Origin of the sequence: Bacillus sp. FJAT-27916, from assembly GCF_001183965.1 — a bacterium.
In the GTDB taxonomy this organism is placed as follows: Bacteria; Bacillota; Bacilli; order Bacillales; family Pradoshiaceae; genus Pradoshia.
The window spans coordinates 2,960,087-2,983,086 of record NZ_LFZV01000001.1; the positions used below are offsets into that span (position 1 = coordinate 2,960,087).

Sequence of the window (23,000 nt, forward strand, 5' to 3'; positions counted from 1 at the left end):
TCCTTTCGCCGATTAAGCGATTCCTAAATATTTTCTGCATGTATCAGTATCATCCTTCAAACTTTCCATCCCGCCCTTATGAACGATTTTCCCGTCATCCATAATGGCGTAGTCGTCTCCAATCTGGCTGGCCATGATAAAATTTTGCTCAACCAGTAATACCGTTGTCTTGCTCTTCATTTCCAGGATAGACTCCATCAGCTTCTCTACCATAATCGGCGACAAGCCCTTACTTGGTTCATCAATCAACAATAAATGCTCACTATTAATATAGGCCCGCGCTATCGCAAGCATTTGCTTTTGGCCGCCGCTTAAAAGACCGCTCTTCTTTCGCCAAAATTTCTTTAAATCAGGGAAGAGTGCGAGCATCCACTCCGCTTTTTCTCCCTGCGTATCCGATTTCACCGCTTGGGCAAGGGAAAAATTATCTTCCACCGTTAAGTGGTGAAAGATCCCCTGGTTTTCTGGAACATAGCCTATTCCCTTTCTTGATATGGTGTGTGTGGGCTGTCCATTCAACTGTTCACCCTTAAACGTTACATTTCCTTTGGTGATTTGATGAAAGCCCATGATTGAGCGTAAGGTGGTTGTTTTTCCTGCTCCATTTCTTCCAAACAATACCGTAATATTGCCCTCTCGAATTTCAAAGGAAACACCCTGCAAAATATGAAATTGGCCAATATAGGTTTCCATCTCATCCACTTTTAAGAGAGTCATCGTATAATCCCCCTAAATATGCATTTTGGACACGTTCATCCTGCATGATTTCACTGGGGCTGCCTTCAGCTAATAATTCACCATGAAATAAGACAGCTAGTTGATCAGACAAATGCATAACCATATCCATTTTGTGTTCAATCAGCACAATGGTACTTAACCCGTTCATTTTGATCTTTTCGATAACCTTTAAAATGCCTGGCACTTCTTCAATCGAGATTCCAGCCGTCGGTTCGTCGAGGAGCAGTAATTCCGTTTTAAGGGCCATCAGCATGGCCAGCTCTAATTTCCGTTTCTCCCCATGGGCAAGATCCTTTGCTAGAACGTCATCCTTTCCTTCAAGCATGACTTCATTCAACAGCCTCCTTGCTTCCTCCTGTTGACCCAGATACTTCTTCTTCGTTGGTATGAAGCGGAAGAAATCCTTTTGCTCTGCTTGGACGGCTAACCGGATATTCTCAATCACAGGTAATTCCGGAAAGATATTTGTCAGCTGGAATGAACGTCCTATCCCGAGTCTCGTCCGCTCCGGGATGGAATAGCCTGTCACATTTTCCCCTTTGAAATAAATCTCTCCCTTTGTCGGTTTAAGCTGACCGCTCAATAAATTGAATAGCGTCGTTTTCCCTGCTCCGTTAGGACCAATGATTGAAATCAACTTCTTCTCTGGTATGGATAGGTTCAGATTTTTAATCACGTCATGCTGGCCAAATGAAACAGAAAGGTGTTCGGTTGATAATATTATTTCCAAGAAGAATCCCTCCTTTTCATAGAGAAGAAAGGGGAAAAATCCCCTCCTTCAAATTTATTTCTTATTCCGAATTGGGGGCTCTGTTTCATCCATTGTCAGTTCCCTAACCAATACCGGTACCGGATAATCGACTCCATCCTCTTCTTCAAGAGTGATTGCATATAACGATTGCAGTGCCTGATGATCCTCCGCTCTAAATTTCATCGTCCCTTTCGGCGAGTCAAACTCCATTCCTTCCATCGCCTCAATTAGCGCCTCACTATCCGTATCCCCTTCTGTGTTCTTCAAAGCTTCCACAATGGCAATCGCCGATGACATCCCGCCTGCCGTAAAGAGGTCTGGAACCTCGCCGTCAAATTTTTTCTTATGCTCCTCCACAAGCCAATCATTCACCTCATTGTCAGGAAGGGTATAGTAATAGATGGAGAATCCACTCATCCCAACAAGAGCATCCATCGTCTTCAGCGAGGCAATGTCTTGAGCAGCAGCTGAAAGCTTAATGCCTTGCTCTGCTACTTTCATATCCTTCAGCTGTTTCCATGGGGAATTCGATCCAGCCCACACAATGTATAAATAATCTGGCTTAGAGCTTATGATATTTTGGATATTTGATGTGAAATCCGTTGCGTTCGCATCAACATATTGTTCATTCATGATTTCAGCTCCCAGTTTCTCTGCTCCTTCCTTAAAGGCTTGCACGCCCTCTCTACCATAGGCGCTATCTTGAGCAAGTGTTGCGATTTTCACCCCCTCTTTTGCAATGGAAGCCGCGGCTGCCACCGAATCTTGGGATGAATTGCGGCCAGTCCGGAAAATATAGCGGTTCCAGTTCTCACCTGTGATGCTATCTGCTACCGCGGGTTCAACGACCATGATTTTTTCGTACTCCTCAGCAAGCGGCAAAACAGCTAGCGTGTCGCCAGAACTTGATGATCCCACCAGGAAGTCAACTTCATCTTCCTCAAGCAATTTCGTTGCCTGCTTGACTGCCACATCCGGTTTCGTTTCAGTATCCTCAACGATGAATTCGATTTTTTTGCCGTCGACCTCCATCTTGCCATCGGTTGCATAATCAAGACCAAGCTCAAATCCCTGTACCGTTTGTTTTCCATAGACCTCAAGCGGACCTGTCATCGATGCAAGCACACCAACTTTTATCGTATCCTCACTCGAGCTTGCTTCATCATCTGAACAGCCTGCGGCAACAAGCATTGACCCCAACAATACGACAGATAAACACATCCTTAGCTTTACTGGCATTTTCATTCCTCCCCGAATTATCCTTATTTATAAAACTGAATGCGGTGCAATAAACCATCAGCGATGACAATCCTGCCATCCTTGCCAATATCAAGCCCTTGCGGAGAAAAGAAGTTTCCTGCACTCCCGCTAAAATGGCCGAATTCCTTAATGAAGTTTCCGTTCGAATCATAGACATTCATGCGATTATTTGAGGTATCTGTTACATAGACTCGATTACCTTTATCAATGGCCATACCAATCGGCAAGAATAAATCGCCCGGTTCTTCTCCCCAGTTTTCAAGCGGATCTAAATTTCCAGCTCCGTTGTTCACTACTTATTCCAGTAATGAAAAGACTAAGAATCAAGAGCATGGCTAAGAGCATATTAAATCGGAGTATTGCTTTCATTTTGTTCCCATCCATTTAATCACCGTTGCAGCCCATGTATATCCAGTACCCGCACTAACGGCAACCGCTATATCGCCGTGACTCAATCTGCCCTGCTCTTGGGCGAGGTGGAGCCCGACACAGGGGTCTAGTGAGGACATATGCCCATGATGATCTAGATAAATGGCTTTTTCTTCTGGGAGGTCTAAACTAGAGAGAAGTTGGTTAAACATCGATCGTTTCGTATGAAGTGGAAGTAATAGTGAGAGATTTTCTGAAGATAACCCGCTTTTTTGCAATGATTTTCGTATGACTTTTTCGAAATTAGGAATGGATACAGGGTCGAGTCTTTCTTTCATATCAGCGGGATTGTGGACATCTATATAATGCTTACGTTGTTCTACTGTTTCATGACTAGCGAAGTTTTTTGATCCTCCTGCAGGAATACGAACATCCTGATGGAAGGATCCATCTGTTATGATAGCGCTTTCTAAAATTTCACTGACAAGTGAATCACGTTTTATTAAAGCTGCGCATCCTCCATCACCGAAATTGAACATGAAACGGGACCGTGGATTCGTATAATCAACAATTTGTGATTCCTTACATCCTCCTACTAATAGAATCGATTGAATGGTGTTATCAGCCTTTATCATATCCTTGGCAACTTTTAAGGCAACAGGGAATCCTGAGCTGACATTCATGATTTCAAATGCATAGGCTTTCTTTAACCCTAGCTCATGCTGAATTTTCGAAGCGCATGTCCATACATAGTAGTCTTTATGGGGGCTCCCGAAATAGATAACGACATCGATGGTGTCTGGTCCGTATTGGTCAACAATTGGTCTAGCAGCCTCAATCGCCATGTCAGATGCATGCATCGTTTCATCAGCTACATGTTTCTCGTATAATCCGAATTTATCCGTTATGATGTTTTCTGGGATGCCGGTTTTATTTGCGAGTAAGCTAGCCGACTCAATCCCTGCCGGAAAAAAGGTGCTTGTCGCTTCGATTCCAATCTTCGTCATATCCTTTCCCCTTCCTTTGGTACCATCATGACAGCTGTTCCAGTTAAGACGGTCACCTCTTTTTGGTTTTGGCATTCTGTTAGAAGCTTTATTATTCTCTTCTCTTTGATATACTCCTGAACTGTCGCTGTTGCCGTGATTGTATCGCCAATATAGACCGGTGCTTTAAATTTGATTGTTTGTTCCATATAAACCGATCCTTTCCCTGGCAAGTGCACTCCTAAGAGCTGCGAAAGTAAACTCGATGTTAATAAGCCATGGGCTATCCTTTCGTTAAACCTTGTATTCTTTGCATACTCGCTGTCAATATGGATAGGGTTAAAATCGCCGCTCAGTCCAGCGAACATCACTACATCTGTTTCGGTTATCGTCTTGCTGCATGCTGCCTGCTGACCTACTGTGAAATTATCCATTCCTCTGATCCCCTTCCCTATTCCTGAATCAGTTTCCCTAACTGATTTTTTTGGATTTTGCCTGTTGCGTTTTTAGGTAGCTCATCCATAAAAATAATTTCCTTTGGAAGCTTATATTTCGCTAGCTTATCGCGGCAATACTCAATGATATCCTTATCCGTCAACTCACTAGATGGTTTCTTCACCACAAATGCTGCTGGAACTTCACCCCAAACAGGGTCGGCTACTCCAGTGACAGCTACCTCACTCACATCCGTATGCTGACTGATGGCTTGCTCTATTTCCAGCGGATAAATATTTTCACCTCCAGAAATAAGCATCTCCTTCTTCCTGCCTACAATATAGACAAAGCCCTCTTCATCAATCCTCGCCAAATCACCTGTATAAAGCCAGCCATCGATAATGGTTTCATTTGTTGCCGCAGGCTTCCTCCAGTATTCAGTCATAATGTTTGGTCCTTTAACTACTAATTCTCCGACATCCCCTTCTTGATTAACGAGCTTGAAGTCGCTATACATAACAGGCTTGCCAATCGAACCAATCTTCCTTGGAGCATCCTCCCTTGAAAGCATGAACAGAGTAGGGGAGGTTTCCGTCATACCAAACCCTTGCCCAAATAAGAAGCCATGGTCAAAAAAGGTTTGGATGAGTTCATGCGGACAAGGTGCCCCGCCATTATAAAACCAGCGGACTGCTTTCATTTTTTCTCTTTTAAAGGATGGACATTCAATTAAGGCCTTATGAATCGCGGGGACACCCATGACAATCGTTGCCTCATATTGCTCAATCATCGCGATTGCCTTTTGTGGTTCAAATTTGCCTGGAATTATCACCGTTCCACCTACAAAAAGCGTCGGCAGGGCAAAGAGTCCAATCCCACCGATATGAAAGAGCGGCAACAAAACAATCGAGCGATCCGCCGAAGTCAAATCAATGGCAAGGACATTATTAATGGCGTTCCAAAACATATTTGCTTGCGTCAGTACAGCTCCCTTTGGTTTCCCTGTCGTGCCGGACGTATAACAAATAATAAAGGGAGCGCTTTCATTTACTTCTCGAAATGGGTAATTCCCAGCACTTTCTATAGCAGCAAAGGCTTCAATTTTCGCTAAATGTTCAATCCCTGTCTCTTGCAATAAGGACTGAGCCTGCTCATAGAATAGTCCCTCCGCGATTAGCACAGACGTGTCGCTATCCTTTAGCTGATAGCATAATTCACTAGACGTTAACCGTATATTGAGCGGGACGGCAATTGCACCTAATTTAGCAAGTGCAAAGATTAACACTAAATATTCAAGCCGATTTTGAGAGAGAATGGCGACTCTGTCGCCATTTTCTACTCCATACGATTGCTTTAAGAAAGCTGCCGTATCTGTTATCTTATTATGTAAAGCTTTGTACGTAATTTTCTCTTCTTCAGTGATGACGGCAATACGCCCTGGCGTAATGGTTGCTCGTTTTTCAATCCAGTAGGCTATGCCTTTCATATTACTAATCACCCTTTCACCTTTTGTTTAGACCATTAAAGATTAACGTCATGGCTGCTTCAAAAGCTTCCTCCGGAACATCATCTTGTTCCCAATACACCCATCTCATCCCTAAGAATTGGCCGATTGACATGAGACAATAGGCAACCGTCTCTTGATCTAGCTGCTTAAATTCACCGGCTTCCATCCCAGCTGAAAGACTCCTTAGAAATCCATTAGCAAGCTTATTATAATACCACCGGTACAAATCCCTATCGACGACAACGGCTTGCTGCACAATACTGTATAAATTACGATGATTTTTTACCCAGCTAAAGAAAGCATGGAAGCCTGCCCTCTGCGCTTCCTCAAAAGTATTAGCATGATTCATCTCTTCCTTAATCGCTGTTCGTAATTCCCTGCTATACATGTGAATCAGCTCATCAAAGATGTCCTTCTTAGATGGAAAATAATTATAAAACGTTCCTTGGGCTACCTTAGCCTCTTGTGCAATATTCACAATGGAAGTCTCATAATAGCCCTTCTGACCAAACACCTCTTCAGCTGCATTGATGATTTTTTGCCTTGTCTCTAACCCTTTTGGAGTCAAACTCTTATCCTCTGTCGCCAGCTTTTCTGACATATGAATCACCTCTCAATTTTTAATTATAATAATTTATCAGAATATTTCAATCATTTATTTCCAATTTTATGAATTTTTTTGCACATTACACTAAATTACTATTCTCAAGCTATACCAAAATAGCTCATCCTCCTGACTATTTTCTTTATCCTGTATACAGATACATTTCTTTTGTAAAAAAATTACATATCATTTGATATACTTAATTAACCACCAGTTAAAAAAGTATTTTCTTTCTCATCCCATTCTTAACTATCCTTCAGGGACTTTTTCACAGCAAGACCTGATTTTAGATAAAAGGCAGGTGAGTTTATTTGTCTATCCTGATCGTAGTTACTTTTAGTCTCTTCTTCATCCTCATAGGTCTCTATGTCTCGAGGAAGGGAATCGTGAATTTTATTGCCGGATATCAGGAGGGATCCATTCGCGATGAGAAGTTATTAGCGAAGAGGATTGGGGCTGTTCTCATCGCTTTTGGGCTGGAGTGTCTGGCTGTTTTTTTGGTTCATCGATTTGTCGTTCCTCTAAATTCTGTTTATATCGGCATTCTTGCAATCATCCATGTTTTCATCATTCTGCTCCTTTTCATTAAGCACCGGCTAAATTCCCTTTGATAAAATTTCTCCCATATGAATGACTCGAGGTATACACCTTGAGTCATTTTTTTATGCAGATCCAGTCTTTTCGATTAAATCCCTCTCTCTCAGGGTATAGAACAAACAGTTATATTAAAATAATTATTTCATATATCAATAGGAGTGATTATTCATGAATAGGTTTCTAGACATTCGCCCAGCATTTGATGATATCTCCAGAAATCCAGGGATAACAAATCCAGCGAATCACCTCCGAACAGATGCCCAGCGAGCTAGCATCGAGTCCATCGTGAACCTGAAAAATGGGCAGCTATATTCAATGGAATATACGGCGGATTACAAGCTTGATCAAATCCTTGCAGCTGGAATCACCGATATTCCTCACTTAGTAGAGTTTGTGAATAGAGAGCTTTTGGATGATGGGAATGCGGAGGCCGGATCGAATAATGGCGGCTGCAGTGCGTTTACAGCGTCCACCCGGTCAGGGGAAATGATTTATGGGCGGAATTTCGATTATTTGATGAATATGACCGCTGTGCTCGTTCGCACAAGACCAGAGAATGGCTATGCATCCATCGGCCTGGCGGATGCAGGCTGGATTGGCTATCTTGCGGGCAGCCTTGACGACGGAGTGACCGATCTTTCTCCAGCCGTCCTCTTCCCTTATTTGCTCATGGATGGAATGAATGAAAAAGGACTTGTGATTAGTGTCTTGAAGCTGGAAGGACCGCCAACAAGACAGAATACCGGAAAGCAGAATATCTCAACAACCGTAGCTATTCGTCTCGTACTGGACCGGGCGGCCAATGTAGATGAGGCAATTGAATTATTCAAGGGCTATGATATGCAGGCATCGAGCAATACATCGTCGTTCCACTTCTTGGTCGCAGATGCAAGTGGTCGTGCAGTCGTGCTTGAATATTGTCACGATGTCTTCTCTGTCGTGGAAGAACATTATGTCACCAATTTCTATCTAGACCCTTCCATGGATGGATATGGTCATGGCGTAGAACGTTATCGCATATTGCAGTCCGTGCTCGAGTTCAAAAAAGAGGCGCTCACGGAAGGCGAGGCGATGTCCCTTCTCCAACTCGTCAGCCAGGAGAAAACAGAGGAATCAACGAGCTTTACACAATGGTCCACTGTGTATAATTTAAGCAAACTGACAGGAACGGCCAGCGTTTTACGAGATTATGATCATTTATTTACGTTCTCATTGGATAAGCCCCTAACTTGATAAGGCTGGCGCAAAATCTGTATGGTGGATTTTGCGCCGGTCTCTTATTTTGCCGTAAAATGCCGCTGTATCCCCCTGTGATATTTTACCACTTTGCAAGAATAAAGAATTATTTTAATATTATTAAGCAAAATTTAAGAAACAGGAGGTTTATGTGATTTTTTGTATTTCAGCTCTCATTTTACTCGGTTTGTCTTACCTTCTGGCAAAGAAAAATAAAAAATACCAGAAGTACCTAATCATCATCAATACGATGATTGCTCTTAACTACATAATTTGGAGATTCACGACAATCTCTTTTTCTTCCGTTATTAGCTTTATTCTCGGAATTTTGCTTATAGCTGCTGAATTAATTGGCTTATGCCAATTCTTCACCTTCCAGTTCCTATTTCTTAGAAAATACAATCGAAAGGAAAAATCATGGGACTGTTATAAGGATCAAGATTTACCTGTAGTAGACGTACTTATCTGTACCTATAATGAATCTCCATCCTTGCTCAAGAAAACACTTGTGGCTGCTTTAAATATGCATTATCCAGCAGATAAGCTGAATGTATATGTCTGTGATGACGGCAATCGAAAGGAGATTGGATCTTTATGTCGAGAGTACGGATGTCATTGGATTACCCGGCAGGATACGAAAGGTGCGAAAGCTGGAAACATTAATCATGCCTTATCGAAGACTACTGGAGATCTGTTTCTTGTACTTGATGCTGATATGATTCCGAAAAAGGAATTCCTTATCAAGACCTTGGGTTATTTCGCAGATGAGGATGTTGCATTTGTCCAAACTCCGCAAGTATTCTACAACATGGATATGTATCAGTACAATTACAGAAGTGATATTCCAAATGAACAGGATTTCTTCATGCGGGATGTTCAGGAAGCTCGTGCTGCAATCAATGCCGTATTGCATGTTGGAACCAACGCTCTCTTCAGAAAGAAGTATGTGGAGGAAATCGGGGGATATCCCACTTGCTCGATTACGGAAGACATGGGGGTCGGCTTGCTTCTGCACGCCAAACAATATAAAGGAGTTTTCGTCAATGAAGAGCTCGCATATGGTATAAGTGCCCAGACCTACACAGACCTATTGAAACAGCGTGACCGCTGGTGCCGCGGCAATCTGCAGATTATGTACAAGCTTTGGCCAAAAGCATCTAAGGGTCTTAGCATGGCCCAAAGACTTGCTTATTTTGACGGGCTGCTTTATTGGTTTTCGAGCATCCAAAAGATGATCTACCTTATGATGCCAATTCTCTTTTTAATCTTTGCCATCCCTATTATTCATGCTTCGGTTTACGACCTTATCATGTTGTTTATTCCGTTTATTATCGGGCAATTATTAATCTTCAAAGCTCTCTCGCCGAAAACACGGTCGATTAGATGGTCCCATATTTATGATACAGCAATGGCTCCTCATCTAACGGTTTCTATCCTTAAGCAACTATTTAAACTGAAGATTGCCTTTCATGTAACACCAAAGGAGACGGAATATAAGAAGGGATATTTCCAGCTCCGGATTGTTCTTCCTCATATTATTCTGGCAGTTCTTTCGTTAGTAAGCTGGTATACTGGCTATCTTTATCTTGAGAATGGTATTATTACGCTTCCTTCCTACCTCATCAATATGATGTGGAGTGTCTTTAATTTGTTTGCGTTAATCATATGCATTTATGTTGCTTATCAGAAACCGATCACACATAAGCCAGAGCAAATTTCATTAGATGCACCCGTTGATGTGGCAATCAAGACAACTGCCAATGGAGCAGCCAGGAAATTCCCGCTCCATTATTATGCGGATAACAAGGCTGGGATCGCCCATTACGGACGCTGCCCATTTAGTATTCATCAACAGATTTGGTTCAGCTACGATGGTATTAACTATTTGAAGGCTAGAATTTCCAAAACCAATAGTCGATATATTGAATTGCTTTTCGCTGAGCTCGATAACAAGGAATTTCATATTTATATGAACCATTACGCGGAATACCTTCAAACACCTTATAAATTTGAACAAGCATAAATAATAACACCAAGAGGCTGGTACATAAGTATCTCAGCCAATGATAAACCCGAAGGATTAGACGATAAATGAATGAATCTATCATCTAATCCTTCGGGTCTTTATTTGTTGTTTTCTATGCATGAGTTGATTGTGACCTTCTACTATTAGTGACTAGCGGAATGGAACGGGCTTGTCTTTCCAACTGCTACCCGAATAGGAAGAATAAGTGACAATCATTCGTTTTTGAAAATCATTTACTCCATTTTCCCAGCCTCTTTTTTGATAAGAACATCAAATCCAGTTTAATAATACCAATCGATTATTCTGCATAAGCTTAATAAATGTTTAAATAGCCCTTATTTTAGGAAATGTATAGAAAGTAGGAGGTCATTTATGGATGCTTTGTTATATTTACTTTTTGCCCTCGCCTATTTAGGCCTATTCATCTTCCTGCTTCTAACTATCAAACGGAGCGGTCTAGCTGTCTTGTCTAATGTTCTCATCCTTGTCATAACACCATTGATTTATGACAATACCATTCTTGGGATTGGGAAATGGATTGGAGAAGGAGAGCTTTTAAAGAATTTAAATGCGGCGCGCTATTGGCTGCATGCCATATTCACCCCGCTGTTAATTGTCTTTTCCCTGGATGTCCTTCGCAGAGCTCGTATTAATTGGGCCAATACGTCTGCCGCCATGTGGATCACGGTTATTTATACGCTTATCGCTTTCCTCGTTGAGCTGTTTACGGTTGTACTCGGTCTTACCCTAAAAGCAGAAACCACATTTGGTGTATTAAAGTATTCAGCGACAAATTCCCCTTCAGGTCCGCCTGTCATGATCTTGATGGTTACGCTTGCTCTTTTGGCTGCATCGATTTTTCTTTGGAAGCGGACAGGATGGTTTTGGATGTTTATCGGTGTCGCCCTGATGCTTATCGGCAGCCTGGTTGATCTTCCAATAGAAAGCGGAGCCATCACGAATGCATTCGAGTTAATTCTTCTTACATCCCTCATTTGGACGAAATATCATCAGGATAAGAATTAGCCATAAAGAAAGGCTTCCGTTCATGGTGGAACGGGAGCCCTTCTCATTTTATACGAGCCATTTCTTAATGGTAGAGAATAGTTGTTCAAGATTGATTGGCTTTGTTCGTAAATCAGATACACCACATTCGAGACATTTTTCTTGATCCCCTTTAAATGCCTTTGCGGTTAGTACCAAGATGGGAGTCGTTTCAAATGCCTTATTAGCCCGGATAGCCTTCAATTACTCTCATCTTCCGAGAAATCTTCAATCATCCCATACCCATTCTGAAAATAAATATCTAACAACGACCGCAATTCAATCAGAAACGCTCGTCCTTCGACTGAGCCTGTTAAGTCATCCAGCTTCTCATATCCCTGCTTTGTCGGTCACTGATTGACTTTATCATTTCATCATTCACACCATGTACATTCTCAATCGCAACCTGGGAAAGAATCGCATCAATGTATTGATAGTTTTGTTGAATCTCTTGTGTAATATGTAATTGTTCGGACCGTTCATTAACAATTTCCAAAAAATCCTTGCGGGTACTATTCAGCATTCCCATGAGAATACAGAAAACAATCGCAGATACAAACATGATTACGGTAAATCCGATAATGATTGTCTTCCTAAATCCAATTCTATTCATGGTTTCATCCGTCCAATCTATAAACTTAATCAATTCATTGTAATCTTCAGATATCGGGATGAATACAGGTACTATATTCCATAAAATAACCGGCAAAAAAACTGGTCCATAATCTGGACCAGTTCACCCATTTCCATATGCATGCCGCTCTTTAATGAGCTTTTCATTTCTTGTCTTAAATACTTCATTATGGGAGGAGACCATACCTGACGGATGGGAGGATGGGTCAATATATTGCTTTGCGCTATTAACCGCGTTGACTGCATCCTGAAAGGCTCCAAGGAGCATATATACCTTTCCATCGTACGCAATATTATCACCGGCAGCGAACAATCCTTCGACCGAAAGCACTCCCTTTCCTGTACTCTCAAAATAAGCTTCATTCGTTTTCCTCGGCTCAATGGCTTCGGCGAAGCTCACAGAAGATTCCCGATGATATCCATGATTAATAAGAACATCATCTACTTCAAGAAGCTGATTTACACCATCCACTGTAATAGCGGCAGCAGCGATGACATCCTTTTCTTCATTGGGATACAGGCGAGTAATCATTCCGTTTAGAATAATGGCTACTCCATTCTCCCTCAATTTCTTCACCTGTGCCTCATGGGCTGACAGCTCTTCCTTTCGATAGACAACCGTCACGTTCTTCGCTACGTTCATTAGTTCTACAGCCCAGTCAACAGCTGTATTTCCGCCTCCGGATATCAGCACTCTGCTACCTCGGAACCGGTCTATTCTTCCAACGGTATAATGAAGATTTGTCAATTCATATTTGTGGGCATCTTCAACCTCCAGCTTTTGCGGGGAGATGATGCCGCCGCCATTAGCCAGAATAACTGCTTTTGAATAGTGAACCTCTCCATCACTTGCTGTTATGACGAATAAGTCTCCCTCTTTCTCAATCCGCTCAACTTTCTGATTCAGGCATACAGCAGGATGGAAGGTTAAACCTTGTTCAATAAGGTCTTCACAAAATTCATGCGCGAGGACAGGTCTGAGTCCCCCTACGTCCCAAATCATCTTCTCTGGATAAATTCTCACCTTTCCACCAAGGGTGTTCTGACATTCAATTATCTTTGTTTTCATCTCCCTTAATCCGCTGTAAAACGCACTATACAAACCGGCAGGTCCTCCGCCGATAATCGTTATATCAAATAATTCTTTCATAATGATCTCCTTATTATTATGATAGATGACCTATTTGCTACTCTTAGTATAAATGAAAATAATTATCATTATCAATAAAAGTTTGTCATTATCTTACATTCTACCGTCTCACCTAGACAGGATACTTCAAAATCAGTCTCTCCACATTCAGTCTGCAATTTGATATAATGGTAAAAATAGAATTGAATGTAACCTTAATAATTGGAGATGTGCCATGTTTGAACTATTCATGGACGTAGATTATCAAGCCATTAGACAGGCCGTATTTGCTGCCTATCTACTCACGATTGTCTTTCCGATTGCTGTTATGTACTTCACGAACCATAACGGATCTTTCGCAGAAGACCAAACAATTGGCTTATCTCAAGCGTCCATTCTATATGTTAATGATAAATGCAATGTTGCGGACCGTAGAAAAACACAGCGCTTCTTCACCTTATTCCGATTGAAAGTCATGCCGACGGATAACGAAGACGCTCATTCCTTCTCTTTTGTATAAACCATACAAACTTTGAGGAGGAATTTAATTGAAAAAAGGAATGGCACTTTTATTTATTCCATTATTGTTAACTGGCTGTTCAGCAAACACTCAAGGAGATGGCTTTTTCCATCAGCTTGTTGTTTCACCGCTGACACATCTATTGGAATTTAATGCACAAATATTTAACGGAAATTATGGGCTTGGGATTATTCTTGCGACACTGTTACTTCGATTCCTGCTGCTTCCCTTAATGGCAAAGCAGTACAAATCCCAGGCAGAAATGAAGCAGAAGATGGAAACCATCAAACCTGAGGTAGCCGCTATCCAAGAGAAGTTGAAAAAAGCAACAGACATGGCCGAAAAGTCAGAGCTTCAACAAGAATTAATGAAGCTTTATCAAACTCAAGGCATCAATCCGCTTAATATGGGCTGCCTGCCGATGCTGATTCAAATGCCCATTCTTATGGGATTCTACCTTGCCATTAAAGGCTCGGCTGAGATTGCAACCCATAGCTTCCTCTGGTATAGTCTTGGCGATGCAGATATTATCATGACCTTAATTGCGGGTGCCGTCTACTACCTTCAATTCAAGATGTCCATGAGTCAAATGCCAGCGGAACAGCAAGGACAGATGAAAATCATGGGATTGATCTCCCCAATGATGATTATGTTCATCTCATTCTCAGCACCTGCCGCCCTCCCACTATACTGGTCGACGAGCGGTTTGTTCTTAATCGTCCAAAATATGTTCCTGCGGAAGAAATACAATCCAAAGCGGGTGGTCATTCCATCGCTCCAAAGTGAGCCATCCGGCAAGAAATAAGAACGTTTTTAAAGGCTGTCTGATCCAATCAGACAGTCTTTTTATTACTTTGTACAACTTGTTATTTCCAAGTTGAATATTCGTAATGTTCAAGTAAATCATGGAAAGCCTATGATGAGGATAAAGATTCATTGTACAATAATAATAGAATCCAACATCAAGGGGTGTTTACCATGGTTAGCAAAGATTCAAAGAGAAAAGCCGCATTTGAAGTAAGCCTAGAACTTCTGGAACAAATTCGTTCCTGTCATGTTGAGATAGATTCTTTAAGCAAAGAATATCATGATGGTTCATTTTTTTCTTCCTCCAGTGACCAGCAGCTCATCGATGTGATCTTTGACCTTCATTTGCAGAATGTCAAATACATGCTTGATCGCGCTCGCGAAATTAAGAAAATTGAGAAATCTGCAGCCGAGTTTGCGAGCCAGGTTGACCAATCCATCTGTAACTGCATCAATCCGGAAGAGATTGACGCTATTCGAAATCTTTCTGCTAACACAAAAGGCACCATTCATGCGGTCAAAGCCACAGCCGTTGATTAATTGTCCGCATAAAAAGGCTCGAAAATTTATTCGAGCCTTTTTATTTCTTCGATTTCCCCTTTTTTTTACTCGGATCAAGCAGTGAATACAACCGCTCCTGTTCTTTTAGTTGTTTGTTGAAGTTAAATTTCTCCTCAATAACTGAGCGAGCCCTGCATGTAATCCCTTCCCATAATTCTGGATTATCGAGGTAATAAAGAAATCCTCTCGCAAGTTCTAGTACATCCTTCTCCGGTGTCAAATAACCGGTTTTCTTATGCTTCATCATTTCCGGAATTCCGCCATGCTCTGTCGTGACAATTGGGATGCCGATTGCCATTGCCTCCTTGATAGCGTTAGGAATCCCCTCAACATCACCACTTGAAGCCTTATGGCTGGCAAGACAGAAAATATGGGCTTTCTTTAGTTCCTCGGCAATCTTTGGTGAGGTCAAAGCTCCTCTCAATATGACCACATTATTCAGCATGAGACGGTCAATCAACGCCCGTAACTTTTGTTCATCTTTCCCTTCCCCAATGATGTGGAGCCGTGCATTTGGATAAAGGAAATGAATAAGATTGAAAGCATAGATTAAGGTTTCGTGCCCTTTTTTCTCAACCAGCCTTCCGACAGAAAGGATGCGAATTTCCCCTTTATTCGGCAGGGAATGACCGATAAAGGGGAAAAGGTCAAGCTCAATTCCTCCATAGAGAACATGGATTTTCTCCTCTGGAAATCCCATTTGTTTCAACCCATCTGCCAAGTATTCACAAACGGGAATGAACAATGCTCCATGCTCCTTCAAGGACTCATATCTTTTCATGCTTTGCTCAATGATTTCGGGCTCAGCCGAACCATCTCTCCCCCTAATGCTGACAATCAACGGAATATTATGCTCCACGGCGACAGGGAGAATTTCATTGGCATGGGAGCCGTGATGCGCATGAATGGCAATCACATTCATTTCTTGAAAGAATGTCTTTAAATCCGAGATTCTATTGATATTATAAAAATTCTCGAACGGGTATTGTGTATCCTCCGTTTGATCAAAGGGACCAAGTACAATCATTCTGTAGCGTTTGATATGAACAATCTGGTTGTAAATAAATCGTTGATGGTTCTTAATCTTCTCCTTTATATATACAGCAATTGTCTTCATTTCAATACCCCCTTTAAAAGAAAACGGTATTTCTCTTTTTCACGGCCTGCCCAATATATGATGCTTTTTTTATTTTTCTCAAGCACCCCTATGTCCCCATTCTTCAGCATGCTTGTGAGCTGCTTATGGAAATCATGCGGAAACATAGAATCTAAAAGATAGAGCTCCATATAATGTTTATCTTCCTCTAAGAATTTGAAGTAGATTGTAAACAAGCTGGCTAGCAATTTCTCCATATTTTGATTTTCTTTACGCATGAAGGACATCATCAAGAAACGAAAATCTTCAATAGGCGGGCCAAAGTGCGCAAAGTCAAAATCCATCACCAATACATTTCCTTTTCTTGTTAAGAAGGCATTATTCGTGTTGAAGTCAGCATGACAGATCATATGCCTTCCTTCCATTTTTTGCAGATAATTTTCAACATCTATATTTTGAATATGATGAAAAACCTTCAGACCCATACGGGTCATTTCCACTAGTTCTGCTTTCAAGGCAGGATCATTGACCCTATCTCCCCAATGGATAATGTCCTTTATCTTTAGGGTGTAATCCTTCATGAAATCTTCCAGCTTTATCCCTTCAAGACTTTCATCAATTCCTCTTAATTCTTTAAATCTGGCTGTTTTATGAAAAGCAGCAAGTGCCTCTATACGCCTTTCAATCGTTATCCTCTCTAATGATTGAACAAATTCATTCACATAATAGTAGCGGTCATTTTTCCGAACATAAGCCTCACCATTTTTTGTCAAAAGGACAGGGGGTACTAAAAGGCCGCTTTCATATAATTTTTGGTGCAAAAGAATTGGAAATACAGTCCTGGATTGTTCTAACCGTTTAACAACAAGCCTTCTTCCGTACTTCTTATCCTTGATAAGCCAGACCTTATCATGCTTTAATTCAGAAATAATCTCATAATCTGATCCAGATAAATTATATTCACTCATCACTTCCGGTAGTGTTTTTACATGCTGAGGTTCCATTTTGCCCTCCTTTAAATCACGCCTTGCCTTCAAGTATTTAAATATGGCATTAAACTTACTCCACAACCATCCTCTTCGTATAATAAATGCCGCCTCCTCCCTATCCGTATATACGTCTGTCCCAAAACTGTAAAAAAGACATTTTAAAGCAACTGCCAAAGCCCCTTGGCAGCTGCTCCAGTGGTATTAGCTTTCCTGTCCTGTCTTGTCCATTCTTAAAAGACTAACCTTCGCTATCCTGCAAATATCGCTGCAGGGCGATGTATTCCTCCGTCATGGCTATGTCATACCTTTGGCCAGTTAAAACCTTGCCATAGCATCTCTCTGATTCAAGCACCTTCTTGATGCTGTCTGTCAGCTGTATTTCAGCACCCGCCCCGGGCTTTTGCTCTGCGAGTGCATCCATAATGGAAGAGTTAAATACATATCGGCCGATGACCGCCAAGTTAGATGGAGGGTTTGTTTGCGGCTTTTCAATCATGTCCAGCACTTCAAATAAATCCTCACGCTCTTGTTTCACTTGAGCAACACCATAGTTTTTCAGGAATTCTTCTTCTACCGCCTTTAATGCGACCACATGACTTTTCGTCTCTTCATAAACCTTAATCAGCTCCCCGAGACCGCCCCCGACAACGATATCATCTGGAAGCAAAACCGCGAACGGATCATCTCCGACAAATTCCCTCCCTAATCTCACAGCATCTCCCAACCCTCGTGCCAGTGGCTGCCTTGTGTAATATAGTTTGACATCGGGTAATTTCACCTTATTCATTAAAGCGGATTTATTAGCCTTCTGCAGAAACATTTCCAGCTCTAGCGAATGATCGAAGTAATCAATGATTAAATTCTTTGACCGTGAAACAATAATCAGGATTTGTTCAATGCCAGCTGCGGCTGCCTCTTCAACAACATATTGAATAGAAGGTTTATTATGAATAGGGAACAATTCCTTCGGGATAACCTTTGTAACCGGTAAACTCCTTGTACCAAAACCGGCTGCAGGGATGATGGCTTTCTTGATCAATAACTCTCCCCCTTTCTTGGCACGATTGCTACATCATATTCAAAAAATGATAAGAGGACACGTTATTTGTGGAAATTAGGCGAATGCAAGGGACGCTTATCTACCTCTCTTAATAAGATAAGGAGTACCAAATCATCGGGAGGGTTAGCATTATGGATATTTGTGTAATCGGCGCTGGTTATGTCGGCTTAACGCAGGCAGCCGTATTAGCCGATTTAGGTCACGCCGTTTGCTGCGTGGATACGAATAAAGAGAAAATCGAATCATTATCACAAGGAGAGATACCGATTTATGAACCCGGCTTAAAGGAATTGGTTGTAAAGAACAAGGAGCGCCTGTCCTTCAGCTCTTCCCCAATAGAAGCTATTAAACAATCATCTGTTGTTTTTATCGCCGTTGGTACACCTGCTATGATAGATGGTCAAACCGATCTTACCTATGTACAATCTGTCATCGATCAATTAGCTGGTGCACTAATCTCCTATACGACCATTATCACGAAAAGCACCGTTCCTCCAGGAACCAATGAATGGATTTATGATACATTGATTGCTAAAGGTGTAGACCCGGCACTCTTCTCCGTTGTTTCTAATCCTGAATTCCTTCGTGAAGGCTCTGCCTTACAGGACATGTTCCATGCCGATAAGATTGTCATTGGAAAAAAGGATGATGACAGTCGTTCCCTTCCAATCCTGCAGGAAATCTACAAAAAATTAGCCTCTCCGTTTGTGGTGACTAGCTTATCCGGAGCAGAAATGATTAAATATACCTCCAATGCCTTCCTTGCCACAAAAATTTCCTTTATTAATGAAATCGCCCGTATTTGCGATTCATATCACGTCAACATAGAGGATGTCGTAAAGGGCATTGGCCTTGATCCAAGGATCAGTCCCCATTTCCTTCAATCCGGTATTGGATATGGCGGCTCCTGCTTTCCAAAGGATGTTCGCTCACTTGAGCACAGTGCTTTGAAGAAGCAGATCATCCCTCTTATCCTGCAGGCTGTACAAACAACCAATCAAACACAGGTCCAGCTCTACCTGCAAAAGATTCAAGAGCATTTCCCTGATATGGCTGGGTTAAGAATAGGGGTACTTGGTATTGCCTTCAAACCAAATACAGATGATACCCGCTATTCACCTGCCATTGCACTCATTGAGCAATTGAGTGATCTTGGCGCAGAAATACGTACTTATGACCCTAAAGCTCATTTGCCTGTTCCGATTGAAAAGGTAACAGAATACAGCACAATGAAAGATGCCATAACAGGAGTCGATTGCGTCATTATCGCAACAGATTGGGACGAGTTTAAGAAGGCTGACTTCAAACAGATGAAGGATCTGATGAGAGGGAATACAATTGTCGATGCGAGGAATTGCTTAGAGCCGTCAGAGGTTTATAAAGAAGGCTTGCACTATATCGCCGTCGCTCGCTCCTAAAAGAAAAACACCGCCGGATAAGCTGTAAGGCAATATGCCTTATGCTTTCCAGCGGTGTTTTATTGTTTAATCTTCACGTTCGTCCTTACGATTTTTCTTAAGCATCTTGGAGAGGATTTCATAGACGATTGGCACAATCACAAGTGTCAAGGCAGTTGATGAAATCAACCCGCCAATAACGGTCACGGCAAGGTCCTGGGATACTAGGCCGCCTCCGCCATTTCCAAGAGCCATCGGAAGCATTGCACCAATGGTTGCAATGGCCGTCATGAGGATTGGTCGAAGACGAGTTGTACCCGCTTCTAATATTGCCTCACGCATGCCCATACCGTCATGCTCCATATGGATAATCCGGTCGACAAGGACAATGGCATTCGTGACGACAATCCCTATCAGCATCAGAAGACCCATCATAACGGAAACGGAGATTGTCAAATCGGTCAAGTACAATCCAACGAATGAACCGATAACCGCAAATGGCAAGGAGAAGAGAATCGCAAATGGGGCGAGACCCTCACCGAATGTTACAACAAGAATGAAATACACAATCGCTATGGCAGCAATCATGGCAATTCCAAGCTGTGTGAAGGTTTCAGACATATCAGCTGCAACACCCTCTACTCCAGTCGTAACTCCCTTCGGCAGCTCGAGATTATCAATCTTCTTATCAGCTGCAGAGGTAGCTTTAGAGATGTCATCATCTGTAATGGTTGCCGTTACAGTCGCATAATATTCTCCCTTGCTTCGAGAAAGCGTATTTAAGGTTGTATCTTCTTCTACTTCAACGAGCTCAGACAATGGCATTGGTGTTCCGGTCGCTGTTGGTATCTCTGTTTCTAGTAATTCCTTCAGGTTCTTCGCCTGTACTTTTGCTTCATGCTGAACGACTACCTCAATGTCTTCACCGTTGCTTTCAACAGTTGTCAATACTTCCTTCGAGGAGTTTTCATTAAGTGCCTGAACAATTTGAGCAGTTGTTAATCCAAATTGGAGCACATTCTCCTGATTGACGACAAAAACGTTTTCTACATATGGATCTTCGGCATCGGATTCAATATCCTCAAGTCCATCGATATCCCCTAAAGCTGCTTCTATATCTTTAACGGACTTATTCAAATCATCTAAGTCTTCACTGTAGAGTGTATAGCTGACTTCATTGGATGCTACAGACATGGATGTGAAATCCTGTGTTTTCCATTCACCGGATTGGCCGAGGTTGAAGAGATACTCTTCCACTTCTTCCTTCGCAGCCGGGAAGTCCTTCATATCCGGGTCAAAGATGAGGTACATTAACGCACCATCGCTGCCGCCCATCATCATGGCTGCAGGGTCCGCACTTTCACTATCTGTAACAGATACTTGAAGAATATCAATATCGTCACGTTTCATTAATTCTTTCTCGACTTCTTCAATATTGGCAAGTGTCTCATCCTCAAGCTCGCCAGTTGCAGGAGTATAGGTTACATACATCGTTTTCTCCTCTTCAGAGCCGAGGAAGCTGAAGCCAATCAACGGCATCAAGGCAAGTGATCCTGCAAGGAGGACAACCGCAATGATAGAAGTAATAATCTTATGGTTCAATGCTTTTTCTAGTACACCTTTATACCAGTTTGCCAGTTTACCAGCTTCTTTATGCTGCTTATCTTCTTTCTCACCATACAATTTCTTGCGGAAAAGTGTATGGGATAAGACTGGAACAATCGTGATTGCAACAAGAAGTGATGCACCAAGTGCAAATGTCATCGTCAGTGCGAACGGCGTGAATAACTCGCCAACCATTCCACCGACAAAGATCATTGGCGCAAATACAGCAACCGTGACTAAAGTGGATGAAAGAATCGGCTTGAACATCTCAATGGTCGCCTCACGAATGAGCGCTCGCCCATGGAGTTTCTCATCCTTCAGGTGCATCCGCCTGTATATATTCTCAACAACAACAATGGAGTCATCTATTACCCGGCCAATCGCGACCGTTATCGCTCCTAATGTCATAATGTTCAATGTGATATCCAGCCAATTCAATAGCAGAAGCGCCATGAAGACAGATACTGGAATGGAAATAATCGAGATAATCGTAGACTTCACATCACGAAGGAATAAAAGAATGATTAAGACGGCAATCAAACCGCCAAACAAAGCTTTTTCTACCATCGTAAAGACAGATTCTTCAATTGGTTCTCCTTGGTCAAGAGTTACATCGATTTCAAGTCCATCCATTTTTTCTTGCTCATCTTTAATCAAATCCTTGATGGCATTAGCGACCGTTACGGTATTTGCTTCCTGCCCCTTTACGATTTGAATGGAGATGGCATCCTCGCCATTCGTCCGTGAGACAGATTCAACCTTGCCCACCTTTTCAATTTTAGCAATATCCCCAAGCTTCACGAACGGAGCCGGGTTTGTTTCAGATGGCGTTACTGGAATCAGCATTTCTTTTAGCTCATCTACTGTTTTTAACTTACCATCTACACTGATGGCTTCTTCTTTATCTTCAAATTCGTACAGTCCGAGTGATAATGCCATATCACTCGCTTGAACCATTTGTTTCACGTCATCTTCTTCAAGACCTAGATCAGCCATTTTCTTTTCATCATAGGTGAAGTTAACTTCTTCTATATGCTGACCTGTGATGGAAGCTGACGCAACACCGTCAATCTTCTCGATTTTCGGAAGAATGCTGTCTTCAACTGTTGATGTCAATTCAACAATATCCTCTTCCGTACTGCTTATGGACAATGCCATGATTGGCATCATATTTAAGCTGATTGACATGATGGAAGGCTCTTCAGCATCCTCTGGGAGGTTCACGTTATCAAGAGCGGACTGAAGCTCTCTCTTCTTCTCATCCATATCAACGCCATAATCATATTCCACTTGTACTTGGGCAACATTCGAGGAGGAAGTTGAATAAACAGCCTTTACATCCTCTAAACCCTCGACTACTTTTTCCATCGGAATCGATACATCATTCATAACTTGTTCTGGAGTAGCTCCTGGATAAACATCCATCACCATCAAGTAAGGAATGGAGATATCAGGAATTGATTCCATCTTCATTCTCGTTCCTGAATAAATGCCTGAAGCCGTAATAATGATGGTTAATAACCAAACTGCCAGCTTATTCTTCAGGACAAAATTGACTAAACCTTTCAAGTTCACACCATCCTCATGTATGTAATTTTTCTCACATTCTTGTTTTCTGTCTAATCACACCTTTTGTGCAATTGACTAAAT

22 protein-coding genes and 1 pseudogene are annotated in these 23,000 nt (G+C 41.9%); 8 read left to right on the forward strand and 15 right to left on the reverse strand.

Going from position 1 to position 23,000, the window contains the following annotated elements; genetic code table 11:
• Positions 1–12 precede the first annotated feature (12 nt).
• The 8 genes and pseudogenes from AC622_RS14410 to AC622_RS14445 form a co-directional block, all read right to left on the reverse strand.
• Positions 13–717 carry an ABC transporter ATP-binding protein gene (locus AC622_RS14410; RefSeq protein ID WP_049671693.1) on the reverse strand — a complete coding sequence of 235 codons (705 nt, stop codon included), beginning with the start codon at positions 715–717 and terminating at the stop codon, positions 13–15.
• A complete protein-coding gene (locus AC622_RS14415) occupies positions 695–1,468 on the reverse strand; it encodes an ABC transporter ATP-binding protein (protein WP_049671694.1) in 774 nt (257 codons plus the stop codon). The genes AC622_RS14410 and AC622_RS14415 overlap by 23 nt, the downstream gene beginning before the upstream one ends.
• Before the next feature lie 54 nt (positions 1,469–1,522).
• The gene (locus tag AC622_RS14420; protein ID WP_049671695.1) at positions 1,523–2,734 is read right to left on the reverse strand and encodes a substrate-binding domain-containing protein; all 1,212 of its coding nucleotides are present in this window, start codon (positions 2,732–2,734) and stop codon (positions 1,523–1,525) included.
• A 17-nt stretch (positions 2,735–2,751) separates the two neighbouring features.
• A pseudogene (locus AC622_RS14425) lies at positions 2,752–3,039 on the reverse strand (6-bladed beta-propeller); the annotation flags it as partial.
• A gap of 75 nt (positions 3,040–3,114) precedes the next feature.
• Positions 3,115–4,125 carry a 3-oxoacyl-ACP synthase gene (locus tag AC622_RS14430; RefSeq protein ID WP_049671696.1) on the reverse strand — a complete coding sequence of 337 codons (1,011 nt, stop codon included), beginning with the start codon at positions 4,123–4,125 and terminating at the stop codon, positions 3,115–3,117.
• Entirely contained in the window at positions 4,122–4,538 is a 417-nt protein-coding gene (locus AC622_RS14435) for a MaoC family dehydratase (RefSeq protein ID WP_049671697.1), read from the reverse strand. Before AC622_RS14435 ends, AC622_RS14430 begins: the two co-directional genes overlap by 4 nt.
• Before the next feature lie 17 nt (positions 4,539–4,555).
• Entirely contained in the window at positions 4,556–6,025 is a 1,470-nt protein-coding gene (locus AC622_RS14440) for an o-succinylbenzoate--CoA ligase (RefSeq protein ID WP_049671698.1), read from the reverse strand.
• 16 nt (positions 6,026–6,041) lie between these two features.
• Complete coding sequence (locus AC622_RS14445) at positions 6,042–6,647, reverse strand: TetR/AcrR family transcriptional regulator (RefSeq protein WP_049671699.1); 606 nt, start codon at positions 6,645–6,647, stop codon at positions 6,042–6,044.
• Between the two features lie 314 nt (positions 6,648–6,961).
• Between AC622_RS14445 and AC622_RS14450 the strand changes: the two genes are divergently transcribed.
• From AC622_RS14450 to AC622_RS14465, 4 genes are all read left to right on the forward strand, one after another.
• Complete coding sequence (locus AC622_RS14450) at positions 6,962–7,261, forward strand: DUF3784 domain-containing protein (RefSeq protein ID WP_156185639.1); 300 nt, start codon at positions 6,962–6,964, stop codon at positions 7,259–7,261.
• Between the two features lie 154 nt (positions 7,262–7,415).
• The gene (locus AC622_RS14455) at positions 7,416–8,480 is read left to right on the forward strand and encodes a linear amide C-N hydrolase (protein WP_049671701.1); all 1,065 of its coding nucleotides are present in this window, start codon (positions 7,416–7,418) and stop codon (positions 8,478–8,480) included.
• A 154-nt stretch (positions 8,481–8,634) separates the two neighbouring features.
• Entirely contained in the window at positions 8,635–10,506 is a 1,872-nt protein-coding gene (locus AC622_RS14460) for a glycosyltransferase (RefSeq protein ID WP_049671702.1), read from the forward strand.
• Between the two features lie 375 nt (positions 10,507–10,881).
• A complete protein-coding gene (locus AC622_RS14465; RefSeq protein WP_049671703.1) occupies positions 10,882–11,535 on the forward strand; it encodes a hypothetical protein in 654 nt (217 codons plus the stop codon).
• Between the two features lie 48 nt (positions 11,536–11,583).
• Here the strand turns inward: AC622_RS14465 and AC622_RS20745 are convergent, their stop codons facing one another.
• The 3 genes from AC622_RS20745 to AC622_RS14475 form a co-directional block, all read right to left on the reverse strand.
• Positions 11,584–11,757: a response regulator gene (locus AC622_RS20745; RefSeq protein WP_082197155.1), complete on the reverse strand. Its 174-nt coding sequence runs from the start codon at positions 11,755–11,757 to the stop codon at positions 11,584–11,586.
• Between the two features lie 109 nt (positions 11,758–11,866).
• Complete coding sequence (locus AC622_RS14470) at positions 11,867–12,166, reverse strand: hypothetical protein (RefSeq protein WP_156185640.1); 300 nt, start codon at positions 12,164–12,166, stop codon at positions 11,867–11,869.
• Positions 12,167–12,289: 123 nt separating this feature from the next.
• On the reverse strand, positions 12,290–13,336 hold the full coding sequence (locus AC622_RS14475) for an NAD(P)/FAD-dependent oxidoreductase (protein ID WP_049671705.1): 1,047 nt from the start codon (positions 13,334–13,336) through the stop codon (positions 12,290–12,292).
• 214 nt (positions 13,337–13,550) lie between these two features.
• Here AC622_RS14475 and AC622_RS14480 point away from each other — a divergent pair, with 214 nt between their 5' ends.
• The 3 genes from AC622_RS14480 to AC622_RS14490 all read left to right on the forward strand — a co-directional run bounded on the left by AC622_RS14480 (position 13,551) and on the right by AC622_RS14490 (position 15,182).
• Complete coding sequence (locus AC622_RS14480; RefSeq protein ID WP_049671706.1) at positions 13,551–13,835, forward strand: hypothetical protein; 285 nt, start codon at positions 13,551–13,553, stop codon at positions 13,833–13,835.
• 28 nt (positions 13,836–13,863) lie between these two features.
• Positions 13,864–14,640 carry a membrane protein insertase YidC gene (gene yidC, locus AC622_RS14485; RefSeq protein ID WP_231589539.1) on the forward strand — a complete coding sequence of 259 codons (777 nt, stop codon included), beginning with the start codon at positions 13,864–13,866 and terminating at the stop codon, positions 14,638–14,640.
• Positions 14,641–14,813: 173 nt separating this feature from the next.
• Positions 14,814–15,182, forward strand: coding sequence for a hypothetical protein (locus tag AC622_RS14490; RefSeq protein WP_049671707.1), 369 nt, complete (start codon positions 14,814–14,816; stop codon positions 15,180–15,182).
• Positions 15,183–15,222: 40 nt separating this feature from the next.
• On the opposite strand, the gene AC622_RS14495 is transcribed toward AC622_RS14490, so the two are convergent.
• The 3 genes from AC622_RS14495 to AC622_RS14505 all read right to left on the reverse strand — a co-directional run bounded on the left by AC622_RS14495 (position 15,223) and on the right by AC622_RS14505 (position 18,327).
• Positions 15,223–16,320, reverse strand: coding sequence for a glycosyltransferase (locus AC622_RS14495; protein WP_049671708.1), 1,098 nt, complete (start codon positions 16,318–16,320; stop codon positions 15,223–15,225).
• Positions 16,317–17,303 carry a phosphotransferase gene (locus AC622_RS14500; protein WP_049671709.1) on the reverse strand — a complete coding sequence of 329 codons (987 nt, stop codon included), beginning with the start codon at positions 17,301–17,303 and terminating at the stop codon, positions 16,317–16,319. The genes AC622_RS14495 and AC622_RS14500 overlap by 4 nt, the downstream gene beginning before the upstream one ends.
• Before the next feature lie 223 nt (positions 17,304–17,526).
• Positions 17,527–18,327: a UTP--glucose-1-phosphate uridylyltransferase gene (locus tag AC622_RS14505; protein WP_049671710.1), complete on the reverse strand. Its 801-nt coding sequence runs from the start codon at positions 18,325–18,327 to the stop codon at positions 17,527–17,529.
• Between the two features lie 152 nt (positions 18,328–18,479).
• Here AC622_RS14505 and AC622_RS14510 point away from each other — a divergent pair, with 152 nt between their 5' ends.
• On the forward strand, positions 18,480–19,766 hold the full coding sequence (locus tag AC622_RS14510; protein ID WP_049671711.1) for a UDP-glucose dehydrogenase family protein: 1,287 nt from the start codon (positions 18,480–18,482) through the stop codon (positions 19,764–19,766).
• A 66-nt stretch (positions 19,767–19,832) separates the two neighbouring features.
• Here the strand turns inward: AC622_RS14510 and AC622_RS14515 are convergent, their stop codons facing one another.
• Positions 19,833–22,919 carry an efflux RND transporter permease subunit gene (locus AC622_RS14515; protein WP_049671712.1) on the reverse strand — a complete coding sequence of 1,029 codons (3,087 nt, stop codon included), beginning with the start codon at positions 22,917–22,919 and terminating at the stop codon, positions 19,833–19,835.
• Between the last annotated feature and the right edge of the window lie 81 nt (positions 22,920–23,000).